The organism is Thalassoroseus pseudoceratinae (genome assembly GCF_011634775.1).
GTDB lineage: Bacteria > Planctomycetota > Planctomycetia > Planctomycetales > Planctomycetaceae > Thalassoroseus > Thalassoroseus pseudoceratinae.
Window position 1 is genome coordinate 122913 of the sequence record NZ_JAALXT010000005.1, and the last position, 25504, is coordinate 148416.

At 55.0% G+C, this 25504-nt stretch carries 21 protein-coding genes; 10 read left to right on the plus strand and 11 right to left on the minus strand.

Annotated features, from left to right (window positions below; all coding sequences use genetic code 11):
* Positions 1-31: 31 nt before the first annotated feature.
* Positions 32-475, plus strand: coding sequence for a hypothetical protein (locus G6R38_RS18305; RefSeq protein WP_166829457.1), 444 nt, complete (start codon positions 32-34; stop codon positions 473-475).
* 19 nt (positions 476-494) lie between these two features.
* Here the strand turns inward: G6R38_RS18305 and G6R38_RS18310 are convergent, their stop codons facing one another.
* From G6R38_RS18310 to G6R38_RS18325, 4 genes are all read right to left on the minus strand, one after another.
* Positions 495-1667: a zinc-dependent alcohol dehydrogenase gene (locus tag G6R38_RS18310; RefSeq protein WP_166829460.1), complete on the minus strand. Its 1173-nt coding sequence runs from the start codon at positions 1665-1667 to the stop codon at positions 495-497.
* A 188-nt stretch (positions 1668-1855) separates the two neighbouring features.
* Positions 1856-3364, minus strand: coding sequence for a DUF1570 domain-containing protein (locus G6R38_RS18315; protein ID WP_166829463.1), 1509 nt, complete (start codon positions 3362-3364; stop codon positions 1856-1858).
* A gap of 207 nt (positions 3365-3571) precedes the next feature.
* A complete protein-coding gene (locus G6R38_RS18320) occupies positions 3572-3910 on the minus strand; it encodes a hypothetical protein (RefSeq protein WP_166829466.1) in 339 nt (112 codons plus the stop codon).
* Positions 3907-4356 (minus strand): SRPBCC family protein, encoded by a 450-nt coding sequence (locus G6R38_RS18325; protein WP_166829469.1) that lies wholly within the window; start codon positions 4354-4356, stop codon positions 3907-3909. The genes G6R38_RS18320 and G6R38_RS18325 overlap by 4 nt, the downstream gene beginning before the upstream one ends.
* A gap of 152 nt (positions 4357-4508) precedes the next feature.
* Between G6R38_RS18325 and miaA the strand changes: the two genes are divergently transcribed.
* A complete protein-coding gene (gene miaA, locus G6R38_RS18330) occupies positions 4509-5462 on the plus strand; it encodes a tRNA (adenosine(37)-N6)-dimethylallyltransferase MiaA (protein ID WP_166829472.1) in 954 nt (317 codons plus the stop codon).
* 45 nt (positions 5463-5507) lie between these two features.
* On the opposite strand, the gene G6R38_RS18335 is transcribed toward miaA, so the two are convergent.
* Entirely contained in the window at positions 5508-6929 is a 1422-nt protein-coding gene (locus G6R38_RS18335; protein WP_166829475.1) for a tetratricopeptide repeat protein, read from the minus strand.
* 490 nt (positions 6930-7419) lie between these two features.
* Here G6R38_RS18335 and G6R38_RS18340 point away from each other — a divergent pair, with 490 nt between their 5' ends.
* Positions 7420-8736: a DUF1501 domain-containing protein gene (locus tag G6R38_RS18340; RefSeq protein ID WP_166829478.1), complete on the plus strand. Its 1317-nt coding sequence runs from the start codon at positions 7420-7422 to the stop codon at positions 8734-8736.
* Positions 8737-8842: 106 nt separating this feature from the next.
* On the opposite strand, the gene G6R38_RS18345 is transcribed toward G6R38_RS18340, so the two are convergent.
* Positions 8843-10384 (minus strand): sulfatase family protein, encoded by a 1542-nt coding sequence (locus tag G6R38_RS18345; protein ID WP_166830644.1) that lies wholly within the window; start codon positions 10382-10384, stop codon positions 8843-8845.
* Between the two features lie 203 nt (positions 10385-10587).
* Between G6R38_RS18345 and G6R38_RS18350 the strand changes: the two genes are divergently transcribed.
* The 4 genes from G6R38_RS18350 to G6R38_RS18365 all read left to right on the plus strand — a co-directional run bounded on the left by G6R38_RS18350 (position 10588) and on the right by G6R38_RS18365 (position 15996).
* On the plus strand, positions 10588-11502 hold the full coding sequence (locus tag G6R38_RS18350; RefSeq protein ID WP_166829482.1) for an STM4015 family protein: 915 nt from the start codon (positions 10588-10590) through the stop codon (positions 11500-11502).
* A 1-nt stretch (position 11503) separates the two neighbouring features.
* Positions 11504-12619 carry an STM4014 family protein gene (locus G6R38_RS18355; protein WP_240928307.1) on the plus strand — a complete coding sequence of 372 codons (1116 nt, stop codon included), beginning with the start codon at positions 11504-11506 and terminating at the stop codon, positions 12617-12619.
* An 87-nt stretch (positions 12620-12706) separates the two neighbouring features.
* On the plus strand, positions 12707-14398 hold the full coding sequence (locus G6R38_RS18360; protein WP_166829489.1) for a prenyltransferase/squalene oxidase repeat-containing protein: 1692 nt from the start codon (positions 12707-12709) through the stop codon (positions 14396-14398).
* A 146-nt stretch (positions 14399-14544) separates the two neighbouring features.
* On the plus strand, positions 14545-15996 hold the full coding sequence (locus tag G6R38_RS18365) for a PP2C family protein-serine/threonine phosphatase (protein WP_166829492.1): 1452 nt from the start codon (positions 14545-14547) through the stop codon (positions 15994-15996).
* A gap of 29 nt (positions 15997-16025) precedes the next feature.
* On the opposite strand, the gene G6R38_RS18370 is transcribed toward G6R38_RS18365, so the two are convergent.
* The 4 genes from G6R38_RS18370 to G6R38_RS18385 form a co-directional block, all read right to left on the minus strand.
* Positions 16026-16556, minus strand: coding sequence for a thermonuclease family protein (locus tag G6R38_RS18370; protein ID WP_166829495.1), 531 nt, complete (start codon positions 16554-16556; stop codon positions 16026-16028).
* A gap of 76 nt (positions 16557-16632) precedes the next feature.
* Positions 16633-16929: a hypothetical protein gene (locus G6R38_RS18375; RefSeq protein ID WP_166829498.1), complete on the minus strand. Its 297-nt coding sequence runs from the start codon at positions 16927-16929 to the stop codon at positions 16633-16635.
* Positions 16930-17073: 144 nt separating this feature from the next.
* Positions 17074-19458 carry a redoxin domain-containing protein gene (locus G6R38_RS18380; protein ID WP_166829501.1) on the minus strand — a complete coding sequence of 795 codons (2385 nt, stop codon included), beginning with the start codon at positions 19456-19458 and terminating at the stop codon, positions 17074-17076.
* A 198-nt stretch (positions 19459-19656) separates the two neighbouring features.
* Complete coding sequence (locus tag G6R38_RS18385) at positions 19657-21309, minus strand: serine/threonine protein kinase (protein ID WP_166829504.1); 1653 nt, start codon at positions 21307-21309, stop codon at positions 19657-19659.
* Between the two features lie 320 nt (positions 21310-21629).
* Here G6R38_RS18385 and G6R38_RS18390 point away from each other — a divergent pair, with 320 nt between their 5' ends.
* Positions 21630-22925 (plus strand): di-heme oxidoredictase family protein, encoded by a 1296-nt coding sequence (locus tag G6R38_RS18390; protein ID WP_166829507.1) that lies wholly within the window; start codon positions 21630-21632, stop codon positions 22923-22925.
* A gap of 48 nt (positions 22926-22973) precedes the next feature.
* On the opposite strand, the gene G6R38_RS18395 is transcribed toward G6R38_RS18390, so the two are convergent.
* On the minus strand, positions 22974-23630 hold the full coding sequence (locus G6R38_RS18395) for a vWA domain-containing protein (protein ID WP_166829510.1): 657 nt from the start codon (positions 23628-23630) through the stop codon (positions 22974-22976).
* Between the two features lie 326 nt (positions 23631-23956).
* Here G6R38_RS18395 and G6R38_RS18400 point away from each other — a divergent pair, with 326 nt between their 5' ends.
* Both G6R38_RS18400 and G6R38_RS18405 read left to right on the plus strand, forming a co-directional pair.
* Complete coding sequence (locus G6R38_RS18400) at positions 23957-24910, plus strand: D-alanine--D-alanine ligase family protein (protein ID WP_166829513.1); 954 nt, start codon at positions 23957-23959, stop codon at positions 24908-24910.
* A 276-nt stretch (positions 24911-25186) separates the two neighbouring features.
* The gene (locus G6R38_RS18405) at positions 25187-25489 is read left to right on the plus strand and encodes a hypothetical protein (RefSeq protein WP_166829516.1); all 303 of its coding nucleotides are present in this window, start codon (positions 25187-25189) and stop codon (positions 25487-25489) included.
* Positions 25490-25504: the final 15 nt, after the last annotated feature.

Below are 25504 nucleotides of genomic sequence, written 5' to 3' on the forward strand. Positions count from 1 at the left end.
TGCAACCGATGGAACTTCTTGGAAGAGCTTGATGGCTGAAGTCGAAGAAAAGAAGACGTTACCCTTCTGGGCACTCATTATCGTCGTGAGTGTTTCCGTGTCGGTTGGTTACGTCACAAGCCAAGCGGTTGTCAAGAAAATTGCCGGTTTGAAGTCGACGGAGGATTTTCTACAGGAGAACGTGGAAGCCATCAACGAGCGACTCCCGATGATGGTCGACCATATGACCCGTTGGGACTCCTCCGCTGTTCTGCCTGGGAATCAATTTGTCTACAACTACACGATTACCGAAATGCCCCTGGAAATCGACGTCGAAGTCTTCAAGCCAGCCATGAAGCAAGTCTTGCTCGAAAACTACCAAAAGTCCGAGGATATGACGGAATTTCGCGAACGGGGGATCACCCTGGTCTATTCCTACTCTGATGCTGACGGCCGCCAATTTGCGACCGTCAGCATCAGTCCCGAGGAACTCTAACATCGCCTGAGGCTCGTCATCAGGGTTTGATGACCACCTTGACGCATCCGTCCTGTTTCTCGCGGAATGTCTTGTAGGCTTCCGGAGCTTCGTCGATTGGAATGCTGTGAGTGATGACGAAGGACGGATCAATTTCGCCTTCGACAATCGTCTGCAAGAGCGGTTCGAGATACCGTTGCACGTGTGTTTGCCCCATGCGGAAGGTGAGAGCTTTGTTCATCGCCGGGCCGATCGGAATGTTGTCGGCTTGCCCCACATAGACACCGGGAACTGAAACTGTCCCGCCTTTGCGACAACAAAGAATCGCCTCACGCAACGCTTGCGGACGATCGGTTTCCATTCCGACGGCCACCTTGACTTTATCGAGGAAGGCACTCAAATCCCCGCTGGCATGAGCTTCGGCACCAACGGCATCAATGCACCGATCGGGACCGCGTCCCTTCGTCATTTCCATCAGACGTTCTTGCACGTCCTCTTCGCTAAAATTGATGGTTTCGGCGTTGCCTTGCGTTCGGGCCATTTCCAGACGTTCCGGGACGCGGTCGATGGCGATCACCCGACCGGCACCGAGCATCCAGGCACTCTTGATCGCAAACTGGGCGACTGGTCCGCACCCCCAAACCGCCACGGTATCACCTGACTCGATGCCACAATTCTCGGCTGCCATATAGCCTGTCGGAAAGATGTCAGAGAGAAACACGACTTTGTCATCCGGAATTCCCTTGGGGACTTTGATTGGTCCGACATCCGCATACGGAACCCGGAGATACTCCGCTTGTCCACCGGGAAACCCACCGAGCATATGCGAATACCCAAGCAACCCCGCCGGCGATTGGCCCATGTTCTTGCGTGCGATTTCCGCATTCGGATTGGAGTTATCGCATAGGGAGAACAGTTGCTGATCACAAAAGAAACACGATCCGCAACTGAGTGTGAATGGCACAACCACTCGGTCGCCCACTGCAAATTTTGAGATCGCCGACCCGACTTCGACGACTTCTCCCATCGGTTCATGACCGATAATATCGCCTTCCTCCATCGTCGGTACGTAACCGTCGTAGAGGTGCAAATCCGAGCCACAAATCCCAGTGGCGGTGACTTTGATAATGATATCGCGAGGGTCTTCGATTCGCGGATCGGGGACGGTGTCAACACGAACGTCACTTTTTCCGTGCCAGCAAACGGCTTTCATGGTTATCAACTCCGTGGTGGTGTTATTGATCGATTGTGAGGGAACGAAGTCCCAACACTGAATCATTACACTCACACACGGTTAGACCATCGGGGGCACCTGCGGTTTGCGCTAGGGCATTCCCCCGCGAAATTGGAGCCATTCATTCCGCCATCTGTGAACTCCGAAAGCACTTCGATGCGGACAAATCAACGACGTTCACGTTCCAAATTCTTGAGATGCTCGGCGTATTGGGCGTCGAGTACTTTGGGACCAATGCCAATCAGTTGTGGCAATGTCGCCGGTGGTTTCAATCGCCTTGGATTGAAATGATAGAGTTGCGACAAGTGTTCGACCAACGCATCCCGGTAGCGACCACCCTGATAGTGCATAAAGAAGTGGGCTAGTCCCGAAGCTTGACTGTAATTCCAGCCAATTTGCGGCTGGGGAATGCTTTGGAACTCTCGCATGCCCATCGCGGAGTATTCATCGAACGGCACATAATAGTCGTCCACAAAGAACCGATACCGTGCCGCCGCAAACCGAATATAGTCGGGGTCGCCGAGACTGATCTGCCCATTCTGATTTTCGTAGGATTCCATATAACAGGCGATTCCCTCGGTAATCCAAAAGTGGGCCTGTTGTCCGACGTGTCTCAGAGTTGGAAGCGTTTCGTAGAGAAACTGATGAGTCGCCTCGTGATAGATGACCGAGTCGTCGGCTTTTTCATCGTGATAGAAGTAGGCCACCCGATCACCGTAATGATAGAAGCCGGTGGTGATTGCAATCTGTGGTGTACGAGCTTTGAGGCGGTCGATGTATTCTTCGCGTGACTTGTAAAAGTGGACGACAAACGGATCGCGACTGCGGGGTGCCCGTCCGCCAGAGCTGTTGGTAAAGAGTTTTTTGAGTTGGTCCGGCGAGTAGAAATAGCCGACGAACGTTTGCTGAAAGAATTCATAGAACTCTTCCAGTTTCGTGGCGATTTCGACTCCACTTTCCAGACTGTGGTTAGTTTTGATCAAGAAATGTTCGGTGCGGACTTCCCAAGCGTGTCGGAAATCTTGACGAATTTCGGCTTCCTGAGCGGCGGGCATCCAACGTCGATAAAACCGTTCGCCATTTTCGTATCGGTCCACTTCGTCGGCACGCAACCAACCGAACGTGTCGTGCCAAACCCGACGTTCACGAGCCATCTTGGCAGCAAACGGTGTGACCCAACGATCTTCCACCCGGACATACCCCAGCAACCGCCGGGCTTGAGAATGATCCGGAAAAATGTTGGCCGTTTCCCGAACCAATCGGTAGGCATAACTGGGAAACCCCGCGTGCAATGCCGTCCGTGACAACCGATACATCGAGTCGCCGAACTTCTCGCGAGTCGCATGCAGTTCTCGCCGCCAAGCTTGCTCGTCGTCGGGCAGGTTTCGCGAAATCTTCGGGGCGACTTCGGTGGGCAACTTTGAGAATTGCAACTGCGAGGACTCGATCGGCCTCATCAGTCGGCGAATCTCCGCAGCGACTTCCGTGTCTCCGTCGGCTTCGACTTTGGGAATGATCGTCGCTAATTCCGTCCGGAGTTCTTCCTGCAAACGCTGGTGCTGCGAACGGATTGTATCGAGCTTCCGCATCACCAGGGAATCTGCCGCCGGAATCGACGGTGTGGCAAATCCAACGACGAGAAGAAACAACGAGATACGAGCGAATGAGGAATTCATGAACCGATTCCGAGTTTCGCGAGGGAAAGGGCAGTTCGAGACGCTGACTAGACTCTTTGAACCAGTGATCACCACTCAGCCAATGACGCTCTCAGCGAGCATTCACGCACAAACCGAGAAATGATGACATGGATTGAGAATGCAGCAACATGGGAAAGTTGCTCAGTCGAATGGTCCTGGCTGCACGTCGGTCAGCCGAATGGGGCTCTATTCTACGTCAAGCCACGGATCGTCGGAACCCCGTTCTGAAGCGGGCGGTTCCGCGTTTTCCCAGAAGCGATTTTCCTCTTCTGCTCCACCGCCTAACCACCACCCCCATACAAGGTAATGAAGCGCCGCGAAGACGCCAAAACCGAACACGATCACGGGAATGTAGAACACATTCGGCATGACCATCATTCCCAGACCAAGCAAAATCCCGACAATCACCAGCAACCCAATCAACGCGAACGCCGTGCCCGTGCCTTTGTTGGCTCGGTCTCGTTCCCGGCGACGCCGAGATTGACTCGGACGACGCGGCGGACGGGGTCGGTCGGGTTGATTCATGCGGTTTCCATCTGTTTCTTCAATTCGCCGTGGCTGTATTCCAGGCTTTTTTGCAAGTTTTCGCGGATGCGGTCTTCGGTCAACATGAAACCGACCATTCCGCCGGGTGGCTCGAATTCCACGCGATCCCGCAGCGTGACACCATCCTCGGTCGGCGTGACGGTGTGTTCGTGAACGTATTTCTTGAACAGACCGGCGGTTTGTTGCTCGACAAATCGTTGGCCGGGATCAAAGGCGATCACTTCGTGCGTGAACTCTTGCGTCATTCCAAAGGCTTCCACTTGGAACCGAATCACGCTGCCAAGTGAGATCACTTCAGGGGTTTGGAGCAGAGTGATGTTCATTTTCGGTGGCGAAAGCGTGTAGGCATCGTGTGGTCGAATGATGAATTCGAACAACTTGGCGGCTTCACAAGAGATCGAACTACTGTATTCAAATTCAGCCATTTGTCGGACTTTCGCGACGATTTTCAAGCGTGATTCTTCGAGTTTGCGTGCTCAGCCTCTAGTCGAGCCAAGCCGGACGCTATATTAAGGTTCCACGTCGCGTTAGGAAAGTCCTTGTTCGGCCCCCGTTTGCACCTTCGACTTTGTTTGCCATGCACATCGACATCTCGATTCTGCGATCCGCTTGGTTTCTAGGCGGCCCGACCGCCAGTGGCAAGAGTGAAGTCGCGATTCATTTGGCACATCGGATCAACGCGGAGATCGTTGCGATGGATTCGATGTCTCTTTATCGAGGCATGGATATCGGAACGGCCAAAGCGACACCGGAGCAACAAGCCGCGGTGCCGCATCATCTGATCGACATTCTCGAACCGCATGAAGATTACAGCCTTGCGGAGTACGTCACCGCTGCCGACCGCGTGTGCCGAGAAATCGTCGCCCGCGATCGTGTGCCGCTGTTCGTCGGCGGAACGGGGTTGTACCTGCGGGGATTGTTGCGAGGTGTGTTCGACGGTCCCGCTGCCAATCTGGAATTTCGGCAGCGAATCGAAACGCAAGCCGCCCAGGAAGACCCGCAGTGGTTGCATCGCGAGTTGGCAAAAGTCGACCCCGAATCGGCCGCCAAATTGCATCCGAATGATGCACGGAGGCTCGTCAGAGCATTGGAAGTTCATCACGTAACCGGCCAACCGTTGTCCCAGCAACAACGTCAAGCAGCCTTGGCTCCGGAAGACCGCCCGCGACACGTTTTTTGGCTGGAACCACCACGAGAATGGTTGCATTCGCGAATCAATCGTCGTGTCGAAGCGATGATCGCCGAGGGTCTGATCGAGGAAGTCCGCGGGCTTCTCGACCGCACACCGCCCATCAGCCACACCGCCGCACAAGCCCTGGGATACAAAGAAGCGATTGCGCATATTCACGGTGAGCAATCGCTGGACGAGACGATCGACCTGATTCAACGTCGCACCCGGCAATTCGCCAAACGGCAACACACCTGGTTCCGCAATCTGGAAGAGTGCATCGCGGTACCGATCAACGGTCAGGATACCGCCGAAGAACTGGCAAACCGAATTGCCAGTCTGTCATCGGTTAGCGAGCACTAAGAGAGGATGACGGTTGTCTACCGTCCGAGAGTCAATCACTCTCGATCAATCGTCGCTTCCGCCCGATTCGCCGGACTGAATTTTCTCCAGCCGTTTTTGCACGTTGCGGTAGTTGTAGTCGATTTCCAAGATGTTGCTGTAGAGTTCTTCGGCTTGGTCGGTATTGCCAGATTCCTCTTCCAACCGGGCCAGGGCGTAGCAAGCGTCTTTGTACAAATCGGGGTCGTCTTGCTTGTTGAGTTTGGGAATGGCCTTCTCGAATTGCCGTTTGGCGAGCGGGAATTTCTTCTCTTTGATGAAGCAATGGCCAAGATGCACCAACGCCTCCGATTCCAACCGCTGGTCAGCAACCGATTGCTGAAACAGTTGGATGGCATCCGAGTACTTCCCGACTTGCCGATAGCGTTTTCCGAGATCGAATTTGAGCTGTGAGTTCTTGGGGTATCGCTTCACCCGCCCTGCGAGAACATCGATTTCGTGCTTCACCAGTTTTCGCAGCAACTTGTCACGAAACCCTTTGACCGCTTCATCTTCGGGATTGGCGTTCATCTCGTCGTTGGCTTTGTCGAGCCGCTGACGAAGCAATTCCAATTCCACGTCTTCCACCAACTCGCTCACGGTTGGTTCATCGCTCATCTCACCGGCTTTGCGGGCATATTTGAGAGCGGCTTCGTACCGTTTTTCCTTGCGATGAAGCTCGGCCAACTTGACGTAGTTGTCGACATCGTCGGGATTCTTGCGAATCGCCATTTCCAAGTCTTTGACGGGATCATCGCCGGGGTTGATCACGTCAGCCCCCTTCGACGACCGATCGCCACGAGCCTGCTCGTAAGCCGTTTTTTCGGTGGCGACATCCCGAGTGCCTTCGGCTTCGCGATAACCGCCCTTCTTGGTGGCTTTCTCGACTTGAATCTGCGAACACTTCGAGCGGGCTTCACCATCGTGCGGATCGAGTTCGTACACCCGTCCCCAAAACTTGGCAGCCTCGTCGTAATTCTCTTTTTCGAGATGGGCGTCACCGAGAGCCCGGAGATAGTCGCGGTTTTCCGTCTCCGCTTTGACGGCTTCACCAAAGGCGAAAATCGCCACATCCAAGTATTCCCGCTTGGAACAGGCGGTTCCCAACTCAAAGTTGAGTGACCCATCCCAGGGGTTCACTTTCAACCCCTCTTCGGCGGCGGCGTCGACGTCGTCCCACTCTTCTTTCGAGCGGGCTTTCTTCAGCCGACTCCTGATGCCCATGAGCTTCGCACTCGCCATGCGAGCACCTTTGCCATTGTCGCCGTATTTTTTGTGCTCCGCACCACGGAGAACTTGACGGTACATCAGGTTGTCAGGAACTAATTTGGCGGCTTGTGCGAACATCTCGATGGCAAAATCCCAATTCTTCGAATTGAGAGCCTCATTGCCTTTCCGCCAGCAATCACGTGCCAGTTGGCCCGCACGTTCCGGATCGAGCGATGGCATGGATGTGTTCCCTTGATACCCACAAAGTTGAAGTTGAGTTTCGGCGTGTCGCCTCACCACCAAAGTGCTGATGAAGCCAACTGTGACCCCAGACCGTTCCACCGAACGACCAAGCCCACAAACAGCTCACTGCGACAAAACGCATTCCACCAGCCGCCACAACCGGGAAAATCACGAGTCCAATCGGAAATCAAGTGAAGAACACAAGTTTGGCGGGTTGGTTTGAATTTTTTTTCCAAAAAAGTGTAACCGCCGCTGATTCTCGTTCAATCTATCACGAACAGACGAACGGTGCCAGAACGGTCCCCAAAACCAATCAAGGCAAATCTTAGCGGAATCTCGCGAAGTTCGCGTCAAGAATTCAACATTTCCTGATAGTTCTGGGCATTTGTTTCGGTATGCTGAAGTGTGAGGACACCTCAATCATATCTTGCTATCGGCACCCATGACTGCTGTTTGAGTCGCTTTTTCATTCTTCTGGAGCGCGAACATGTGGGATCTTCTCAGTGGCCGACAACAATTCTGTGACGGATTAACACGACGCGGGTTCTTGAAAATCGGTGGTTTGGCCGTCGGTGGCCTCACGCTCCCCAAGCTCCTGCAAGCCGAAGCGGCCGCCGGTGCTCGGGCGACTGGGAAATCCATTATCAACATTTACCTTTCGGGCGGTCCAACCCACATGGACACGTTCGACCTGAAACCCAATGCTCCCAAGGAGTTCCGGGGAGAATTTTCTCCCATTGCCACCTCATCTCCCGGCTTGGACATTTGCGAATTGATGACCGACCTCGCAACGGTTGGCGATAAATTCTCGGTCATTCGCTCGGTTGACGGCATGCGGAACGAGCACAATCCGAAGCAGTCCGAATCTGGTTGGTCGCAACGCGAACTGAGTTCGCTCGGTGGTCGCCCCGGAGTGGGTGCGGTGATGTCGAAACTGATGGGACCATCGCAATCCACGCCGCACGGGACCGCTCCAACTGCGGTTGACTTAACGGGATGGACCAAGCCCGGATTCTTGGGGCAAACCAACGCTGCCTACCGACCGGACAGCACCGGGCGTTCCAATTTGCAACTCAATCGCAGCGTGAGTCGCGATCGTTTAAGTGGTCGGCAGTCGTTGCTGGGTGAGTTGGATCGTTTGCGTCGCGATGTCGATGGCAGCGGCATGATGGAAGCCATGGACAGTTTCACCGAACGGGCCGTCGGTATCGTCACGTCCGGTAAGCTTTACGATGCCTTGGACTTGAAGAAAGCCGACCCACGAGCGATTGATCGTTACGGCATCAACGATCAATCGAACCGGCGACGTCGCGACAATGAACGGTTCTTGGTGTCTCGCCGATTGATCGACGCGGGCGTGCGGTGCGTTTCGTTCTCTTGGGGCGGTTGGGACACCCATGGCAAAAACTTCGATCGCATGCGAGAGCAACTCCCGGCCCTCAGTCGAGCGTTGACCGCGTTAATTGAAGACCTCGATGCACACGGCCAACTCGACGACACCATCATCATGATGTCTGGTGAGTTCGGACGAACGCCACGCATCAACGGCAACGCCGGTCGTGATCACTGGCCACGGGCTGCATTCTTCTTCCTCGCTGGCGGCGGAATGCAACATGGGCAAGCGATCGGGGCGACCAACCGACTCGGTGAAGAACCGCAAGATCGCCCGGTTCATCTCCAACACATCTTCCACACCGTCTACCATATGCTCGGCATTGATGCCCACACCACCACACTGACCGACCCCAACGGTCGGCCACAATACTTGGTCGACAATCGAGAACTCATTCACGAACTGATTTGATCAACGAAGTAATCGATGATTCCGACTCCCCATGAACCGCCTTTTCCGACGCGGTCATGGGGAGTTTTCGTTTCGGAATGGCGCATCAATGATGAGCCGCCGAATCTCAATCGTCACCGCGGATCTGTTCGAGATGGGTTGTGAGTTGTTCCACAACTTCGGGGTGTTCCTTCCACACGTTTTTCGTTTCCGAGGGATCTTCTTCGAGGTTGTACAATTGCCCCGGTGGGCCGCCAGCTTTTTGCGGATCGATCCTACGGGGAAAGGTGAAGCCGCCGGAACCCCGTTGGAGAATCAATTTCCACGGTCCCTGTCGAATTGCAAACGCACCCCACAACGAATGATGCACCGCGAATGTCCGGACCGGTTCGACAGGTTGCTCGGTGAGTAATGCAGGCAGAATGTTTTTGCTGTCTTCGCCGGCTCCTTCGGGAAGTTCCACTTCCAACATAGCCGCACACGTTGCGAGAAGATCGGTCAGTTCAATCAATTCATCACTCACTGCCCCCGCCGGAGTTTTGCCGGGCCAACGCACGATGAACGGCACACGGTGTCCGCCCTCCCAAATATCCGCTTTCGTCCCACGCAAATGAGCGTTGCCTTGGTGTCCAAATTGCTTCACGTATTTTCCGCGAGCGGTCATGCGGTAATTTTTTTGGTCGTCGCTTTCTTGGGGCGTCCAATAGTGATAGAGCCCGCCATTGTCGGAAGTGAAGATGAACAACGTGTTCTCGGCTTGCCCGGTGCGATCCAACGTTTCGAGGATGGAACCGACAATCGAATCCGTTTCCACCACGAAATCCCCATAGTGACCCGCTTGGCTATGACCACGATATTCTTCGTTGGGCACGAGCGGCAAATGCGGTGACGTCAGCGGCATGTAGAGGAAAAACGGTTGATCGGCTTCAGACTGAGCTTGTCGTTCGAGGAAATTAATCGCTTCGCCCGTCAATCGTGGCAAGACGCCGTAAATCGTGAAGTCCGGCGAACGCACGCCTTTATCGACACTGATGAACTCTGTCGACATTCGTTCTTGATGAAGCGTCGGCAAGTGGACGGGACGATCGTCTTGGATATAGCAGAACGGTGACATATTCAGCGATGCGGAAATGCCGAAGTACTCGTCGAACCCGCGTGCGGTCGGACCACCGATAACAGGTCGCGTGTAGTCCACGTCATCCCCCGGTCGTGGACGGCCCTTGGTTTCGACCGGCAAGTACGGCACAGGTTGGCCGGTCTTGTCGGTCCATTGCATGCCCAGATGCCACTTGCCGACGCACCCCGTGTGATAACCGTGCTGCTTGAGCAGGGAGGCCACCGTGAGCCGACCGTCTTCGATCAACGGTGGATCGAGTCCATCGAGCACGCGGATTTTCATCTTCGTTCGCCACGCGTACCGCCCCGTGAGAATGCCATACCGCGTCGGCGTGCAAACGGCGGACGGCGTGTGGGCATCGGTGAACCGCACTCCTTCCTTCGCCAACCGATCAATGTTCGGTGTGTCGATTTTGGAATCGGGGTTGTAGCAACTCACGTCTCCGAAACCGAGATCGTCAGCCAAGATATACACGATGTTCGGTCGCTCCACGGCGGAAACCGAATTCACACCGATGACAAGACACCCAGCGAATGTGAGATAGCGAATCATTTTCAAGGGTCGAAACTCCGTAAAATCCAAAGGCGGAACCGCTTCGCGAGGTTTTAGAGTACCGAACTTGCCATAAGGATTCATCTCGTTCCCGAACCGCAACTCGGCAGATGCACTTCTCATCCGTTGCGGCGGGGGGCCGGAGATGTCAGCATGTTGACATCAGTTCTCGCGGCTAAATCCAATACAATGGGAGAATGGTCATGGCGTTCGGGGAACATGCGGAAGAGTTTGACGGCAAGAAGGTAGTCGATTACGAAGTTGGAATGACACTCGAACCGGAAACAACGAACTACCGGTTACGTCTGGAGTACGATTCCGAAGAATCGTTCAGTGAATTGCTGACCGATTTCCTCACGGCGGAGAATGTCGATCGCGTGACCGGCGTGCTCACCGGGGCATATTCCGAGGAGATGTACGAGGAATCGATGGCACCGATCGTGGAAGCCGTCATCGCCGCCGCTCCACGATTGCCGAGCCTTACCGGGCTTTTCATCGGCGACATCATTTACGAAGAGAATGAAGTCTCTTGGATCCAACAAACCGATGTGTCGCCGGTTTGGACAGCGTTCCCAAAACTGCGGACGTTCCAAGTTCGCGGTGGTGAAGGGCTAAGTTTGGGCGATATCGCACACGACCAGTTGAAAACGCTGATCGTGCAAACCGGCGGAATGCCACGCGAAATCCTTCAGCAACTTGCGAATGCACAACTGCCGGAACTTGAACACCTGGAATTGTACCTGGGCGATTCGGGCTACGGTTGGACCGGCACCATCGCGGATGTCGAAGCACTCCTGCAAGCCAATCGGTTTCCGAAACTCAAGACGTTGGGGCTCAAGAACAGCGAGATTGCTGACGACGTCGCCGGAGTGGTCAGCGTTTCGCCAATCGTGGCACAATTGGAAACGCTTGACCTTTCCCTGGGTACACTTGGCGACGCCGGGGCGGAAAAACTGCTCGCGTGCGAGAACGTCAAGACGCTGAAGAAGCTTGATCTTTCGCATCACTACATGAGCAACGAAATGATGAAACAAGTTTCCGAGTTGCCGTGCGAGGTGAATGTCGAGGAACAGGAAACCGAAGAGGAATGGGGACGCTACGTGTCAATCGGTGAGTGAAATGCAATTCGTCGTCATCGGCAACCCGGAGAATCGCCGCGTCACACTGTTTACCGATGCGGTAACGCGACGTGGGTTGCCGACGCCGATCGTGGCTTCCTATCACGATCTGTTGACCGAACGCATCTCGCTAGGCGATGTCGTGCCGAGTGGTTCCGTGATCCGGTTGGATTCTCCCGGCGAAAACGCGGACGTCGAACGACTACTGATTCAACGAGGCTCACGCCAAACAGACCGCATCGAATCAGAGTGGCAACCGGGTCGGATTCTTCATCAGCGACGGTGGTTTCACGGCTTCCGATCGTTGATGGAGTCGTTCGACGGTGTGTGTTCCGATTCGGCTTGGATGTCCTCCCCCCGTGACATTCCGATTCTGTTCGAGAAGCCGACCTGTCTGAATCGGCTGGCAACGGCCGGTGTGCCCGTGCCACGATCGCTTGGCATCGTGTCTTCATTCGAGGAACTGCAAGCCCTCATCGAACGCACGGACGAACGACGATTGTTCCTCAAGCAACCGTGGGGTTCGTCGGCGTCGGGCGTGTTGGCGTTCCAGACGAACAAGCGACAGACAATCGTCACCACCAGCACAGAGATGGTTTCCACGCCCGATGGTGTGGAACTTTACAACTCGTTGCGAGTCCGCCGGTACACCACGTTTCCCGAAATCCGGCAGCTGATCGACACTCTCGGCCACGATGGTTTGCACGTGGAATGTTGGCTACCCAAAGCCGGTTTGGCGGGAAAAACGTTTGATCTGCGAATCGTCACAATCGCCGGTGAACCGCGTCAGATGGTCATGCGGACAAGCTCCGGTCCGCTGACGAACCTGCATCTCGGAAACCAACGCGGTGACCTGGCGTTGCTGCGATCACGAATGTCGGAGGCGACATGGGAAACCATGCTGGAAACCTGTCGCCAAACGGCAGCAGTGTTTCCCAAGACATTCTGTTTGGGGTTGGATGTCCTGATTCGTCCGAACTTCCGAAGCTGTGCAATCATCGAAGCCAACGCGTTCGGAGATTTGTTGCCTCGGGTCTGGGATCGTGGCGAAGACACGTACACAGCGCAAGTCACGGCATGGCAACGCGCAACGCTGCGGAGACCAAGTCGCAATTGACAAGCGAAAGGAACCTGATACTGTAAACTTCACACATCTCGCCCCCATTCGAGCAACTCTTGTTCACTTCGTAGTTGGCGGTTGAATATGACTCATTCCGAAAACTCGGTAACGGAATCGGCCGCCGTTGAACCGCCACCACCACCGTCCTGGCTGCTCAAAGCTCGTCAGCCGGAGAGTCCGCAGCCGCCCGCTTGGTTGGTCAAATCGCGCGAATCGGTCAACGTGGCCACTCAGACGGACCCCGCTCCCACACAACCAGCACCGCCCCCAGAACCGGTCGAAGAGACACTCGAAACACCCGAACCCATCCACGAGGAAGACGCCGCGGAACAACCCACTCCGTCTGCGTATCGCCGATTGGTGCGGCATCTCAGTTCTGCGTACGGTTTGAGTCTCATTCTGCATGCGGCGGTGTTGCTGGTGATGTGGTTGATCGTAATGCCACACGACACCAAGGATATGCTGCTCAATCTGCTCGTTTCGAATAAGGAGCAGACGATTGAGGATTTGACGTTTGAAGTCGTCGAACAACCACCGGAATTGGCACCGCCGCAGATCGACACCGATTCGGAATTGGCCCCCGAGTTAACGGAGATGGAGTCACTCGAACCGGACACAAACGAACTCGATATCAGTGATCTGGAAGCGAGTCTTGACCTGAAACTCGATTCTCTTGCCGGCACGCCATTGGACAAGATCACGGATCATCGGGAAGGACGCAGCCAGGCCAATCGCGATCGGGCTTTGTCCAAGCGGGGCGGGAACCAAGCGAGTGACAACGCAGTGGCCTCGGGCTTGGAATGGTTGGCCTCGGTTCAAAAGGCCGACGGGAGTTGGAACTTCGCCGAGATTGGCAAATCTTCGCAAGCGGGACGACTCCGAAATGGCGAAAACGGTGCGACGGCAATGGCACTCATGACGTTCCTCGGAGCCGGCCACACGCACACCGCCCCGGGACCGTATCAGCAAACAGTGAAACAAGGCATCGATTTTCTGCGGCTCAATTTCGTGTCGAACCGTGGACCGAACGGTTGGGATTTTCGCGGCGAGAATGTCGGCAATGCCGGGATGTACATTCAAGGATTGGTGACGATCGCCCTTTGCGAAGCCTACGGCATGACCAAAGACCGCTTGTTGCGTCGACCGGCCGAAGGAGCGATTCAGTTCATTGTCAAAGCCCAAGACCCGAGAGGCGGGGGATGGCGATATCAGGTGCAGCAAGCGGGTGACACATCGGTCGTCGGTTGGGAAATCATGGCCCTGAAAAGTGGTCATCAAGCAGGTTTGGAAGTCCCTCGTCATGCCATCAGCGGGGCGCGGAAGTTTCTCAATAGCGTCGCGAAAAACGATGGTTCCCAATATTCCTACACGCCCGGTCAAGGACCGAAAGCATCAACGACGGCCATCGGTTTGCTGTGTCGGATGTACCTCGGATGGGACCATGAGGAAGAGGCTCTTGGCGAGGGCATCCGCTATCTGGTCGAAACCGGACCCGCTCGCAACGACATGTATTACAACTACTACGCGACGCAGTCGGTCATTCAATATACCAATGCCGAAGGCGAGCTGTGGAACAGTTGGAATCGGCGGATGCGTGACTGGCTGGTTAAAACCCAACGCAAAGATGGCCCCGAAAAGGGAAGTTGGAACTTAGCCGATCGACACGGTAGCCAAGGCGGCCGACTCTACATGACCTGTCTAGCCGTGATGACACTCGAAGTGTACTACCGCGTATTGCCGATCTACAAAGACGACGCATCCCAGAAGGAATTCTAGACCGGATTGCGGTTCGTGGTGGAATCGGCGTAACCGTTAAAGTCCTGGTATTTTCAAAAGGAATAAGGACCGAACCGCCACCGCGACGATGCTAAAATCATTGACGAAGGCATTCTGCCAATGTAGCTGTGATCAAGGGCCGGTCCATGTCGCGAACCATCATCGACAACTCGAGAAACAATCCCCATGGCGGTTCGGAATTAGTGACAAATGGTCATCCCGTTCAAACCGCCGAGTTGGTTCTCGAACTGCTCGAACAACTCCATCCAACTAAAGAGAGCGGTGATTCTTCGCTTCCTCAGGTTCGTGAGAAGTTGCAAGAATTGATCGGAGACGTGCAGGATTTGGAAAGCCAACTCCTGCGACAGAGTGAAGAACTCTCCGGTTGGTTGCACGCTCGCCGGGAGGACAGTGGCGGGGTCGATCTTCGCATCGTGGCCCGCAAGCAACTGGAGATGATCTGCCGGCTCACGGGATATCGCGGGGCAGCGTTGTTCTTGCTCGACCCCACTCGGCGGCGGTTGGTGCTGCGAGAATCCTATCAGCAAGAGCCGCGTCAAACTCCCCGAGCGTTGCGACTCCTGCAACCGGACTCCCCTGATTGGCTCGCACTCATGCAAGGTCGACAGGTTCTTTTGCAGAAAACCTCGGCCATCCATTCGCGTTGGTTCCCGGACGATGTGCAGTCGGCATGCGTAGTCCGTGTCGGTGATCCAGAGATGCCGTTGGGAACACTTTGGACCTTCGACCGCCGATCGCGGGAACCTTCGACTCGGGAGTTACAAGTGATCGAGTCGCTGATCGTGCAACTCGCGACGACGATCGAACGGGAAGTGCTCACGCATCACTGGCGGAACGGTCAGCGATTACGCAGCGAAGTTGAATACGCATCGTCCAACGTGATCGGGCGAAATCTCGATTTGCAACTCCAGACCTCTGGCATTGATGTCGCCGGGTTCTGTCGAAGTTGCTCCGAACTTGGTGGCGACGTTTGCGAGGTCATGCCCTGGGACCCACGCCGAACGATTGTGGCGGTTGGTGATGCCAGTGGTCATGGTGTGGCGGCGTGCATGGTCTCGGCTGCCGCCCGCGGAGCACTCAACGTGCTTGGCTATCCGGGTGATTCGAAATCGTTGGATACGGTTCACGCGATGGAACGTGTCAACGATGCTTTGTGCCGACTCACGGAATCCTATCAGTTCATGTCATTGGTCTACGGTGTTCTGGATACGAAGCGGAAAACCTTCCGCTATACGAACGCGGGGCATTGTTGCCCGTTGCTTGTCCGCGGACGTTCCATCATTGAATTGGAATCGCACGGACTTCTCACCGGCGTGATCAATGGTTCCGATTACGAGTCCTCGGAACAGAAGCTCGAAAGCGGCGACTATTTGATCTTCTTCTCCGATGGCATTACCGAGGCCATCGGGAAGAAAGAGCGGATGGTGCGAACCGCCGGTTTGAGTGAAGCGATTCTATCCAGCTCGGGCAGTCAATCGGCCGATGAAATGTTGGACTCGATTACCAAACTTCTCTCGTTGAACACACACACGAAAGCCGACGACGACCAAACGCTGCTCGTCGTCCGCGTGCCTTGAACATCGAGATGTGACACGACAATCACATCCTATGGTGTAACTTCTAATCGCCAGATTCCGTTTACTTCGGTTCGTGCGAATTCCTCAGCGTCGCGGAACCGACGTTTCATGGTTTGGCTGAACGAGAATCGTGTTTCGGCCCGGCTGAAACCGGCACGTATCAACTCCTCGTTTAAGAGTTGATCACCGACATATACGTAGGCGAGCACTCGACCAAACCGATCACGACGCTCACGGTCGTATTCAAGCCGAATCGGTTGTGAACCGATGAAACTCCGCGTGAAAGCCGACGCCTCTGGACCGAGCGGTTCCACGGGATGATTCGGCCGCTTGGTTTCGGGCGTGTCGACTCCCAACAGTCGCACACGGACACCATCTTCGAGCAACAGCGTGTCGCCATCGACCACACGCACGACCCGAGTCGGTTCCATCGCGGGAGGCAACCGGTCTGGCAACTCCGGACGACGCGAGAGCGTTCGCCAAACTGTCAGAGCAAGAAACAACACCACCAGCCAAACAGGCCAAGGTCGCCGCGACATTTGCACGGAGTCACGTCTCATTGCGGTGTCGCGACAGTCGAGGTGTTTCCGCAGAACAACAATCGTTTCGGAAGGTTACACATCATCGAAACAGATGTTAATTGTCGCTGAAATTGAGACGGCGGGGCATATGTCTTCCGAGGGGATCGGTCCGGTACCGTTCGTGACATTTCGGGCAGAGGTCGTAACGGAATTCTTGGGGACTGCACTCTGCGAGAGATTCCCCGGTCGCTTCCATTTCCGCGATCGCGTCGGCCACTTGTTCGAGATGGTCCGTATCTAAGTCCTCCTCGCTGATCTCTTCCGGATCGAACGCTGGGTATACCTCAACCCGCGCGACGAACCGTTCCTCACCTAATGTCGTTCCGCAGAGATCGCACGTAAAGTGGAGCATTGCGTTCGAGCCCTTCTCGCAAGAAAATCAGCGAATGCGTAACCTGTTACATTCGATTTAATCACAAACCGGCGAATCGGGAAAGAGAGTCTTTCGCTTTTTAGAAGCGAGATGGAAATTTCTTCCCGACGCCGATTGCACAAGTCACTTCCCGGCATCGTCGCGTTGACGGTTCTGTTTCTCAGCGACGGCGGGAGCCGCAGGTTTCAAAGCGGTGATGACGGTTTTCTTCTGCGACTGGCCGAGCAACCGTTCTGCTTCCTGCAAGACAAAATCCGGATCCATGAACGGTTCGTAACTGATGTCCTGCCAACGCACCAGACCGCTGCCGTCAATCAGAAACGTGCCGTGCATCGCAAAGCCTTCAAAGTCATCGAAACACCGGTACGCTTTGAAGACTTCCCGTTCGGCATCGGAAACCAACGGAAACGGGAAGACGCCATCGCGGTAATTCTCATGGGAACGTCGTAGGTTCTTGATGTCATCGGTGCTGATGGCGATGAGTTCGATTCCAGCGTCTTGGAACTCCTTGGTCTTCGGACCGAACGCCTGAAGTTGCTGGGCACAGTGCAAGCAACCGGCTCCCAGATAAAAGATGACCACAACCGGTTTTCCACGGTACGAGGACAGCGAATGCGACCGACCTTCCGCATCCTGAAGCGACCAGGACTCCGCAGGCGTCGGATGCCAGCGGAACGGGCCAAGATCGTCGAGCGGCGGTCGGGTACCGAAGTCGTCCGGTCGTGGTTGCGGTGTTCGCCAATCGGATGGCATACCTAGTTCCTTGGCGATCGGAGCGAGGGCAGCGAACACGGGTGTGTCAAGATCCGCCGCTTGGCCAACGGTTTGTAGTTCTTTGAAGGCTTTCTTCGCAGCTTCTTGATTGCCAAGTCGCCATTGCAATGCGACAGCTTTCGCGAGTGGCAACGCTTCGTTCTTGTTCCGCTTCACTTCGGAGTCGACCGCTTTCGCAGCCTCTTTGACTTTGCCATTCAAACGGTGCAATTCCGCCAGTTCGAACGCATCGGCTCGCCCGGCTTTCTTGATCAGGTCGTATCCTTTTTGAAAGTCCTTGTCAGCGACAGCTTGGCGGCCGTCCATTTCGTTCAATGCCTGCGTGAGTGATCGCAACGTGGAACCAAATGGTTTGCGAGCTTTCGACTCGGCATCGGCAACGGCTTTCTTGCGAGCTTTTTCGTCCTTGTCTTTCGCCTCGGCAAGCGCTTTGTCACGAGCGTTCTTGACGGCTTCTTCTTGCTTCGCTTTCTGCGTGGCTTGGAGTTTCACCAACCCAGCACGTGTTTGTTGAGCCGCTTCGAAATCGCCCACCTGGAATTGGGCTCGTCCCAAGTATCGAAGTCGTTTGATTTGCTCCCGCGTGATGTCTGTGGGAGCCAAGTACGACGTCTCGGAAAGTTGAATCAGTTCGTTCCATAACTCGGCTTCATTGAGAACATCGAATAGCCGCAACCGACCGTAAGACGCCGACGAACCGGACTTGTCGATGCGGTTGTACTTCGGATGGTGCGGGAGTTCCGTCATGTTCTTGGCGAGAGCGACGGCATCGTGAATTCGCCCGACGTGCACCAAGTTCCGCGTGAGCCATTCATTATTGTGAGCGAAGTTGTGAATTTGATCGGGCAGCACACGATCACGAATCATGTGGGCGTGATCGACACGAGCCGACGCCTCTTGCTGCCAGGCGGCATCGTGATAACGTTTGAGTCGGGAATAAATATGCCCCGGCATATGCCACATGTGAGCAATCGCCGGTGACGATTCACCGCACTTCGCCGCCGAGTTCAACGCCCGAGCGGGTTTCTTGTAATCCCACAGATGGATGCGGTAATGATGCACCGGATGCAGTGGATTCGCCGCGAGCACATCCCTCATGAGAGCATCCACCGTGAGCGTGCTCGGGAGTTCCAAATCGCGGCGGTACTCGTACAACGCCAAACACAGAAACGCTTTCGCTTCGATGTCATCGGGATGGTCGAGTGAAATCTCTTCCAACGCTTTGACGTAGTCGCGTTTGCGGTCCTTGGCGTTTCGATCTTTCTTTTTCGGATTCCAGTACTCGTTCAAAGCATTGATGAAGGCTTTCTCACGAGCGTCGGCATGATCGAGTCGCTCAACGGCTTCCTCGATGAATCCCTTCGCACGTTCGGAATTGTTTTTATTCGCCATCGCCATTCCCCAATAGGCGATCGCACAATCCGGGTCGATCGCGGCGGCTTGGCGAAAAGATCGCTCGGCTTCGAAGTACCAAAATCCGTGCAGTTGACCGACACCTTGGTCAACGAACTTTTGGACAAGTTCCTTCTTCGACGAACACGGAAAGTGAACCGCCCCGGTGCCTTCCATCAAATACGCACTCTGCCGAGGTCCTTCATTGAAGGCTTCGCCATGAAAGGAATGACCGGATTCCACCTGTTTTTCCGCGTTTGCGGGGGTTTCTTCCGAAGCCGCGAAACGGGCTGCAAAACAAACCATCACGCAGGCCAAAGGGTAGGCAATCCAACGGGGCATACGACTCTCGCTCTCTGGAATCGTGACAAATCGGGCAAAATCGATCTGTCTATTGTCGATCCTCAATCGCAAATGTCTACCGGCGAGCCGCCCAAAAACGTATCGGCGGCTGTTTTTTCGGTTCCCGGACGCACGGTTTCGCCAAACTCGCATAATCGGAAGCGAAACGATTCGGTCCGTGGGCGGGACTCTCGTGGTTCATTCGTCGTTGTCCGAGGTGTCCTCACGGAGAACTTCTTCGAGCGGTTGAACTTTCTTGCCGGCGAGTCGACTCACACTATGTTCGACTTGTTTCTGATAAGTGGGATTGTCTCGATAAAGACTGTTGATTCGTCGCCAGATTTTCTGGGCTCCCAGAAGTTGATCGTCCAGGAACAATCCTTCCGCTTCACGGAGTTGCTGATTGACGAACTCGACCGAAGTGATCGGCGGATCGCTTTGCCGATCGGCGATTTGTGCCCGTTGTTTTTCGGCTAACAATCGAAACGGACGGGCGTCTTCGTTGCCACGGATGGATTCGATCAATTGAGCGTATTTGGAATCCGCGAAGGCCAAGTCTCCAAAGTCCTCAAAATCTTGGGCTTCCATGAACTGTGCTTCGGCAACCGATTTGGGTTTGACGCCTCGCTCTTTCCGACTTGTGGACTGCCGGAGAGCCAAGTCCATTTCGATGCGGTCGAGCCATTCACGGACCTCGGGATTGTATTGACTGTTCGGAAACCGCTCTTGCAGCGGCTCAATGAACTTCTCGCGAGCGGTTCGCCAATCGTCGATATTCTTCGACGCCATCAACGTCTTGGCTTCTTCGTAAAGACGTTGCTCACTCATCGGCCAAACCGACCAAGTGACAAAGCCAATCAACGCCGCCAAACACATCACGAGAAACCACGTTCGTTCATAGATCGGGCCGGCTGCTTTTTTCTTCTTCTTGCGTTTCTTGCGGCCTTTGGTTTCGACGGTGGGTGATCCCGGTGCGATGGCCGTCCGACCGTCTTTCGTGGCTCCGGAAACTGCCGTACGTGCCGCAACTCGTTGACCGACATCATCAAGAGCCACCTGAACCGCCAACGCGTCGAAGTAGCGATCCTCGGGGTCTTTGGCCATCAACTTCTCGATGAGCGATTCCAACCAGTACGGGCAATCGATGGCGAAACTCGTCAGTCGTTCCGGTTCCTCTTTGAGATGGGCCATCAACATCGCGGGCATCGAATCGTGTTCGTACGGCGTCCGTAGCGTGAGCATCTCGTACATCACGCATCCCAGGGCGTACAAATCGGTTTTTCGGGAAATCGGTTTCTTGCCGGTGATTTGCTCGGGAGCCATGTACGCATACGTGCCGACCGTGCTGCCGGGAGCCGTCAACGCGGTGGCGTTGGTGTCCTGAGCGATGCCGAAATCTCCGATCTTCAACTGACCTTTCTTCGTGAGAAACAAATTGGCCGGTTTCAAATCGCGATGGACGATGCCCGCTTCATGGGCGTACTCCAGACCTTTACAGATCGCCCGTGTGAACTCGATCACTTGTTCCCATCCGAGCCGCCCCCGTTTTTCGAGCAGGTCCTCGACGCTGCCGCCGTCGATGTACTCCATCGCGTAAAACGTTTGCCCATCGACGGTACCGCCGCCAAAGTAACGCACAATGTGTTTGTGACGCAGCTTTTTGAGAATCTCCATTTCACGGTTAAACCGGGCTCGGAGTTTCATGTCGGACGACATCGTCGGCGTCAGCACCTTGAGTGCGACCATCCGATTATCTTTGAGGTATTTCGCAAGATATACGACCCCCATACCGCCATCACCGAGCTTTCGCTCGATTTCAAACGGGCCAATCCTGCGTTTGGCCTTGGCCATTCCGCTACTCCGAGACCTGGTGAACCACGATGCCAAACCTCCTTGCGTTCCGCGTCAATCCGCCATCAAAGCCGGAATTGCCGAATTGCAACGAATGATTCTGAACCGTAAATGGTGAATTGATTGAGGATGGAAACGAATCCTTCGGGCACATGGATTCGTCATTCCGTCGGGGAACCTCCATTTTTCCGTAAGTGGTCGCGAGATGCAACTTGGAACAAATGCCGAGTTCTTGAATTCTTTTGAAACAAAAGTTCAATAGAATCTGGTCTGATAGAGCAAGAGGCTTCGCTTTGTGACCGAAGATTAGGAGAGAATCCATGACGAAACCTTCAAATCCCGTCGTCTGGCGAGCGGTATTTCTGATGGCTGCCGTGTGTGGCATCGGACTGGCTTGGAAGGCCGGGCAGGGGTACACGCCGGATCGGCAATCGATTGCCCTCGGTCAGGATCTGTTTACTCATGCCTGGGAAGTGAATGACGAACTCGCCGCGGAAGGCGACGGATTAGGCCCGGTCTACAATGCGGAATCGTGTGTGGCGTGCCACTTCCAAGGCGGCGTTGGGGGAGCCGGACCGAACTCGAAGAATGTCCTCACATTCCTGGTTGCTCCGATCGACCGAGGACAGCCGGTTCACGAAGGCGTCGTACATGCGTCTGCTGTTTCGGAGGAATGCGAAGAGACAACAGCCCTCATCCGCGAGCTGTTCCCGCCCACACCCGGCGGTGTCACAAACGATGGAATGTGCCGAGTTCGGGTGCCGAGTGTCGATCCACTGACGTTCCAAACCATCAACACTCCGGCGTTGTTCGGTGTGGGTGAGTTGTCGAAGATCACCGATCAGGCGATTACCTGGAACCGTTGGAAGCGAAATCTCTCCATGATGGGGCAGGAGATGCGAGGCAATTGGAACATGATCCCCACGGGCGAAGTGCGAACCCTGGATGACGGCCGCATCGGGAAACTCGGCTGGAAAGGCCAATTCGCTGACCTGGAAGAATTCGTTGCGGTCGCATGTGCGGTGGAAATGGGCCTCTCGAACCCGCTTAAGCAACAACTTCTCCCCCGAAATGCCGCGTCCGCCCGTGTGAATATCACGGACTCCTCTGCAAAGTTGGATTTGGATCAACAACAGTTCGATGCACTGGTCGCGTTTGTGGAATCTCTGCCACGTCCCGAACAGGTTCTGCCCGATGATCCCGAAGCGTGTCAGATCATTCACGAAGGTGAAGACGCTTTCCACGAAGTCGGATGTGCGGAGTGCCACACGCCGAGTATTGGCGGGGTCGATGGCATTTACAGCGACTTCCTCATTTACCGAATCGAACCGGAAGAAAACGAAGGGAACAACGGTGGCGGATACGGTCCTCCCATTCCGGACGATTGGCCCGAAGACATCCCCGAACCAGCAGAATGGCAAACGCCGCCACTGTGGGGTGTCGCCGACTCCGCCCCATACTTTCACGATGGCAAATCACCGACATTGCACGCCGCGATCGAACGTCACGACGGAGCCGCGAAACTCTCGCGGGAACGGTACCGCAAACTCAGTCCTCACAAACGTTCCGCCATCCTGAGATTTTTGGAAAGCCTTCGCGCTCCCCAAGTCCGGTGAATGCAGATAACGCGTGTCACGGCTGTAGGAGTCGTGACACGCTTTCAATCACTCGTCGATGGAATCGTTGCGGTCGAATTCGTCGAACTCAATTTGCGATTCCGCGTCGCCAGCAGAACGAGCACTGCGAAACTTCGATGTGTTCTTCGCCATTGCCGCGAAAGCCGCATGCTGACCACGTGCACTATGCGAATACGCTAGCGACGATCCGGCGGAGATCCCCATCGCCGCAGCGGACGCAATGGCATCCTGGTCGGCTCCCAAGAACACAAACTGCCAATTGTATTTGTCCCGGTGCTCGGCGATGAGGTCGTTGATCCGTGCGAGGTCAAACTCTTGGCTGGAATTCTCTTGCCCATCGGTCTGAATCACAAACAAAACCATGCCCGGTCGATCGGCTTCCGACATCGCCGCAAACTGCCGTCCATTCTCCAAAATTGTCCGACCAATCGCATCCAGCAATGCCGTGCTGCCACGCGGTTGATAGGTTTCGAGCGTCAATGGTGCGAAATCCTGAATGGGAATCGTCGCGCAATCGACTTGGTAACGATCGTCAAATTGCACCAACGTCAGCAAGCATTCGCCCGATTCCTCTTGCTGAGTAGCAACGTACCCGTTGACCGCCTCGATCGTGGCTTCGCGAATGATCCCCATTGAACCAGAGCGGTCGAGAACAACAGTGATATGTGTTTTGTTGAGGTCCATGAATTTCGTCTCGCTAAAATAGTGAAGTGGTCAGACGGATTTGCTCTGTGTTCCCGATCAACGCAAAACGCGGCCGTATGGATCTGCCATCCCTAATAATAACCAAATGGAATTCCCAGCCGACTCATCAAAAGCCACTTGGCGAACCTAAGGAGCTAGTGTAAACTGTACGACGCTCATTTGGATAGGTGTCGACTGGTCGGAAATGTCTATTCTACTGATCACCTTTTCGTGGTGACTTGGGACATCACTCTCTGACCCATCGAGATATGGATTCTCGAAACCTGTGCCGAATGAGTAGGCCGACATCACGGAGGATCGGATCGATGACAACCTTAGCAAACCGGCGTATTGTGGTTTTAGGCGGAGGAGCATCCGCCGAACGCGACATTAGCTTGGCCAGCGGTCGAGCAGTGCTCACGGCTCTGCGAATCTGTGGGCATCATGTGGTTTGGCTCGACCCCCACGAATCTAAGCTGACTGAGTTTGCTTGGGAACCCCGCGACGTTGCTTTCAATGCCCTGCATGGCGAATTCGGTGAAGACGGCGGGGTACAACGGATTCTTGAATCGCTTGGCGTCCCGCTCACCGGGTGTGATTCCGTGGCCGCCGAATTGACGTTTAGCAAATCCGCCTGCAAAGAACGGTTCCGCCACGCTCGCGTGCCCACTCCGGAAAGCGTGGTGATTCATCAATCCGATGACGCCGAACGCATCGAATGGTTGGCCCGGAATATTGGCTTCCCGTTGGTCGTGAAGCCAGATCGTCAGGGTTCGAGCCTGGGCGTGTCGATCGTCCAATCCGCCGAAGAGTTGCCCGCGGCCCTCACCGAGTGTTTCCATTTCGGGAAACACGGTCTGTTGGAATCGTTCGTCGATGGCACAGAGTGGACCGTCGGAATCTTGCCACATCGCACGTTGCCGCCGGTTCGCATCGAGACACCTCGTTCGTTCTACGACTTCGAGGCCAAGTATTCCGACTCCCACACGCGATACGAATTCGCCGAGGAACTACCACCGCGAGTTTTGCGACATCTCGAGTACGTTGCTGCTCAGGCGGCGGAATCGGTTGGCATTCAGGAATTGTCGCGTGTGGACCTGCGATTGGATCGCCACTTGGAACCGTGGGTGTTGGAGATCAACGCCGTTCCCGGCCTGACCGATCACAGCCTGATTCCGAAAGCCGCTCGCAAAGTGGGCTTGTCTCTCGGTGAACTTTGCGAACAAGCACTGAACCGCGCCATCGAACGTGTACCACTCTTGCACCGTTCCGCAGCCTAGCGAAACTTCAGCAATCCAGTTGATTCCCAAGCGTTCTCGTGTCGTCAGGAATTCATTTTCGGGTGCAGCGGCATCAATCTCTTGATGTCCAGAATATGCAGGCATTTTTGACGTCCCCCTCAGCTATCGAAGACCGTAAAACGGTCTAATCGTCACAAACATTCCAAGTCGGCCTCATCTTGAATGCCGTTTGTGCCGATAATGAGGATGGACAGGGACGTCCATATAACATGGCGTTCTCCTTCCGAAATGGATTTCCGGCAGGAAACGCATCCTATGAATCAGTCGAACGAACTCAATACCGGCCAGCCCACTCCCCAACCGGACGCTTCCGAGCAAGCCGTGCTGGCCGCGAAGCAAACACCGGAATTTATCCTCTCACACGAGGGTGAACTTCACGGAGTCGACACGCCCGAGCACCGCGAACTGGTGCGACGCATCACCGCATGCGTGCATGCATGTGACGGCATTTCCACCGCGGAACTCGAAGCCGGCATCATCGCGGACATGCGGAAGGTCATTGCCGAAGTGCTCCCTGTGCTGCAAGCACAACAAGCCGCCCAGAAAAAAGCGGGCTAAACGACCGTCAGAACA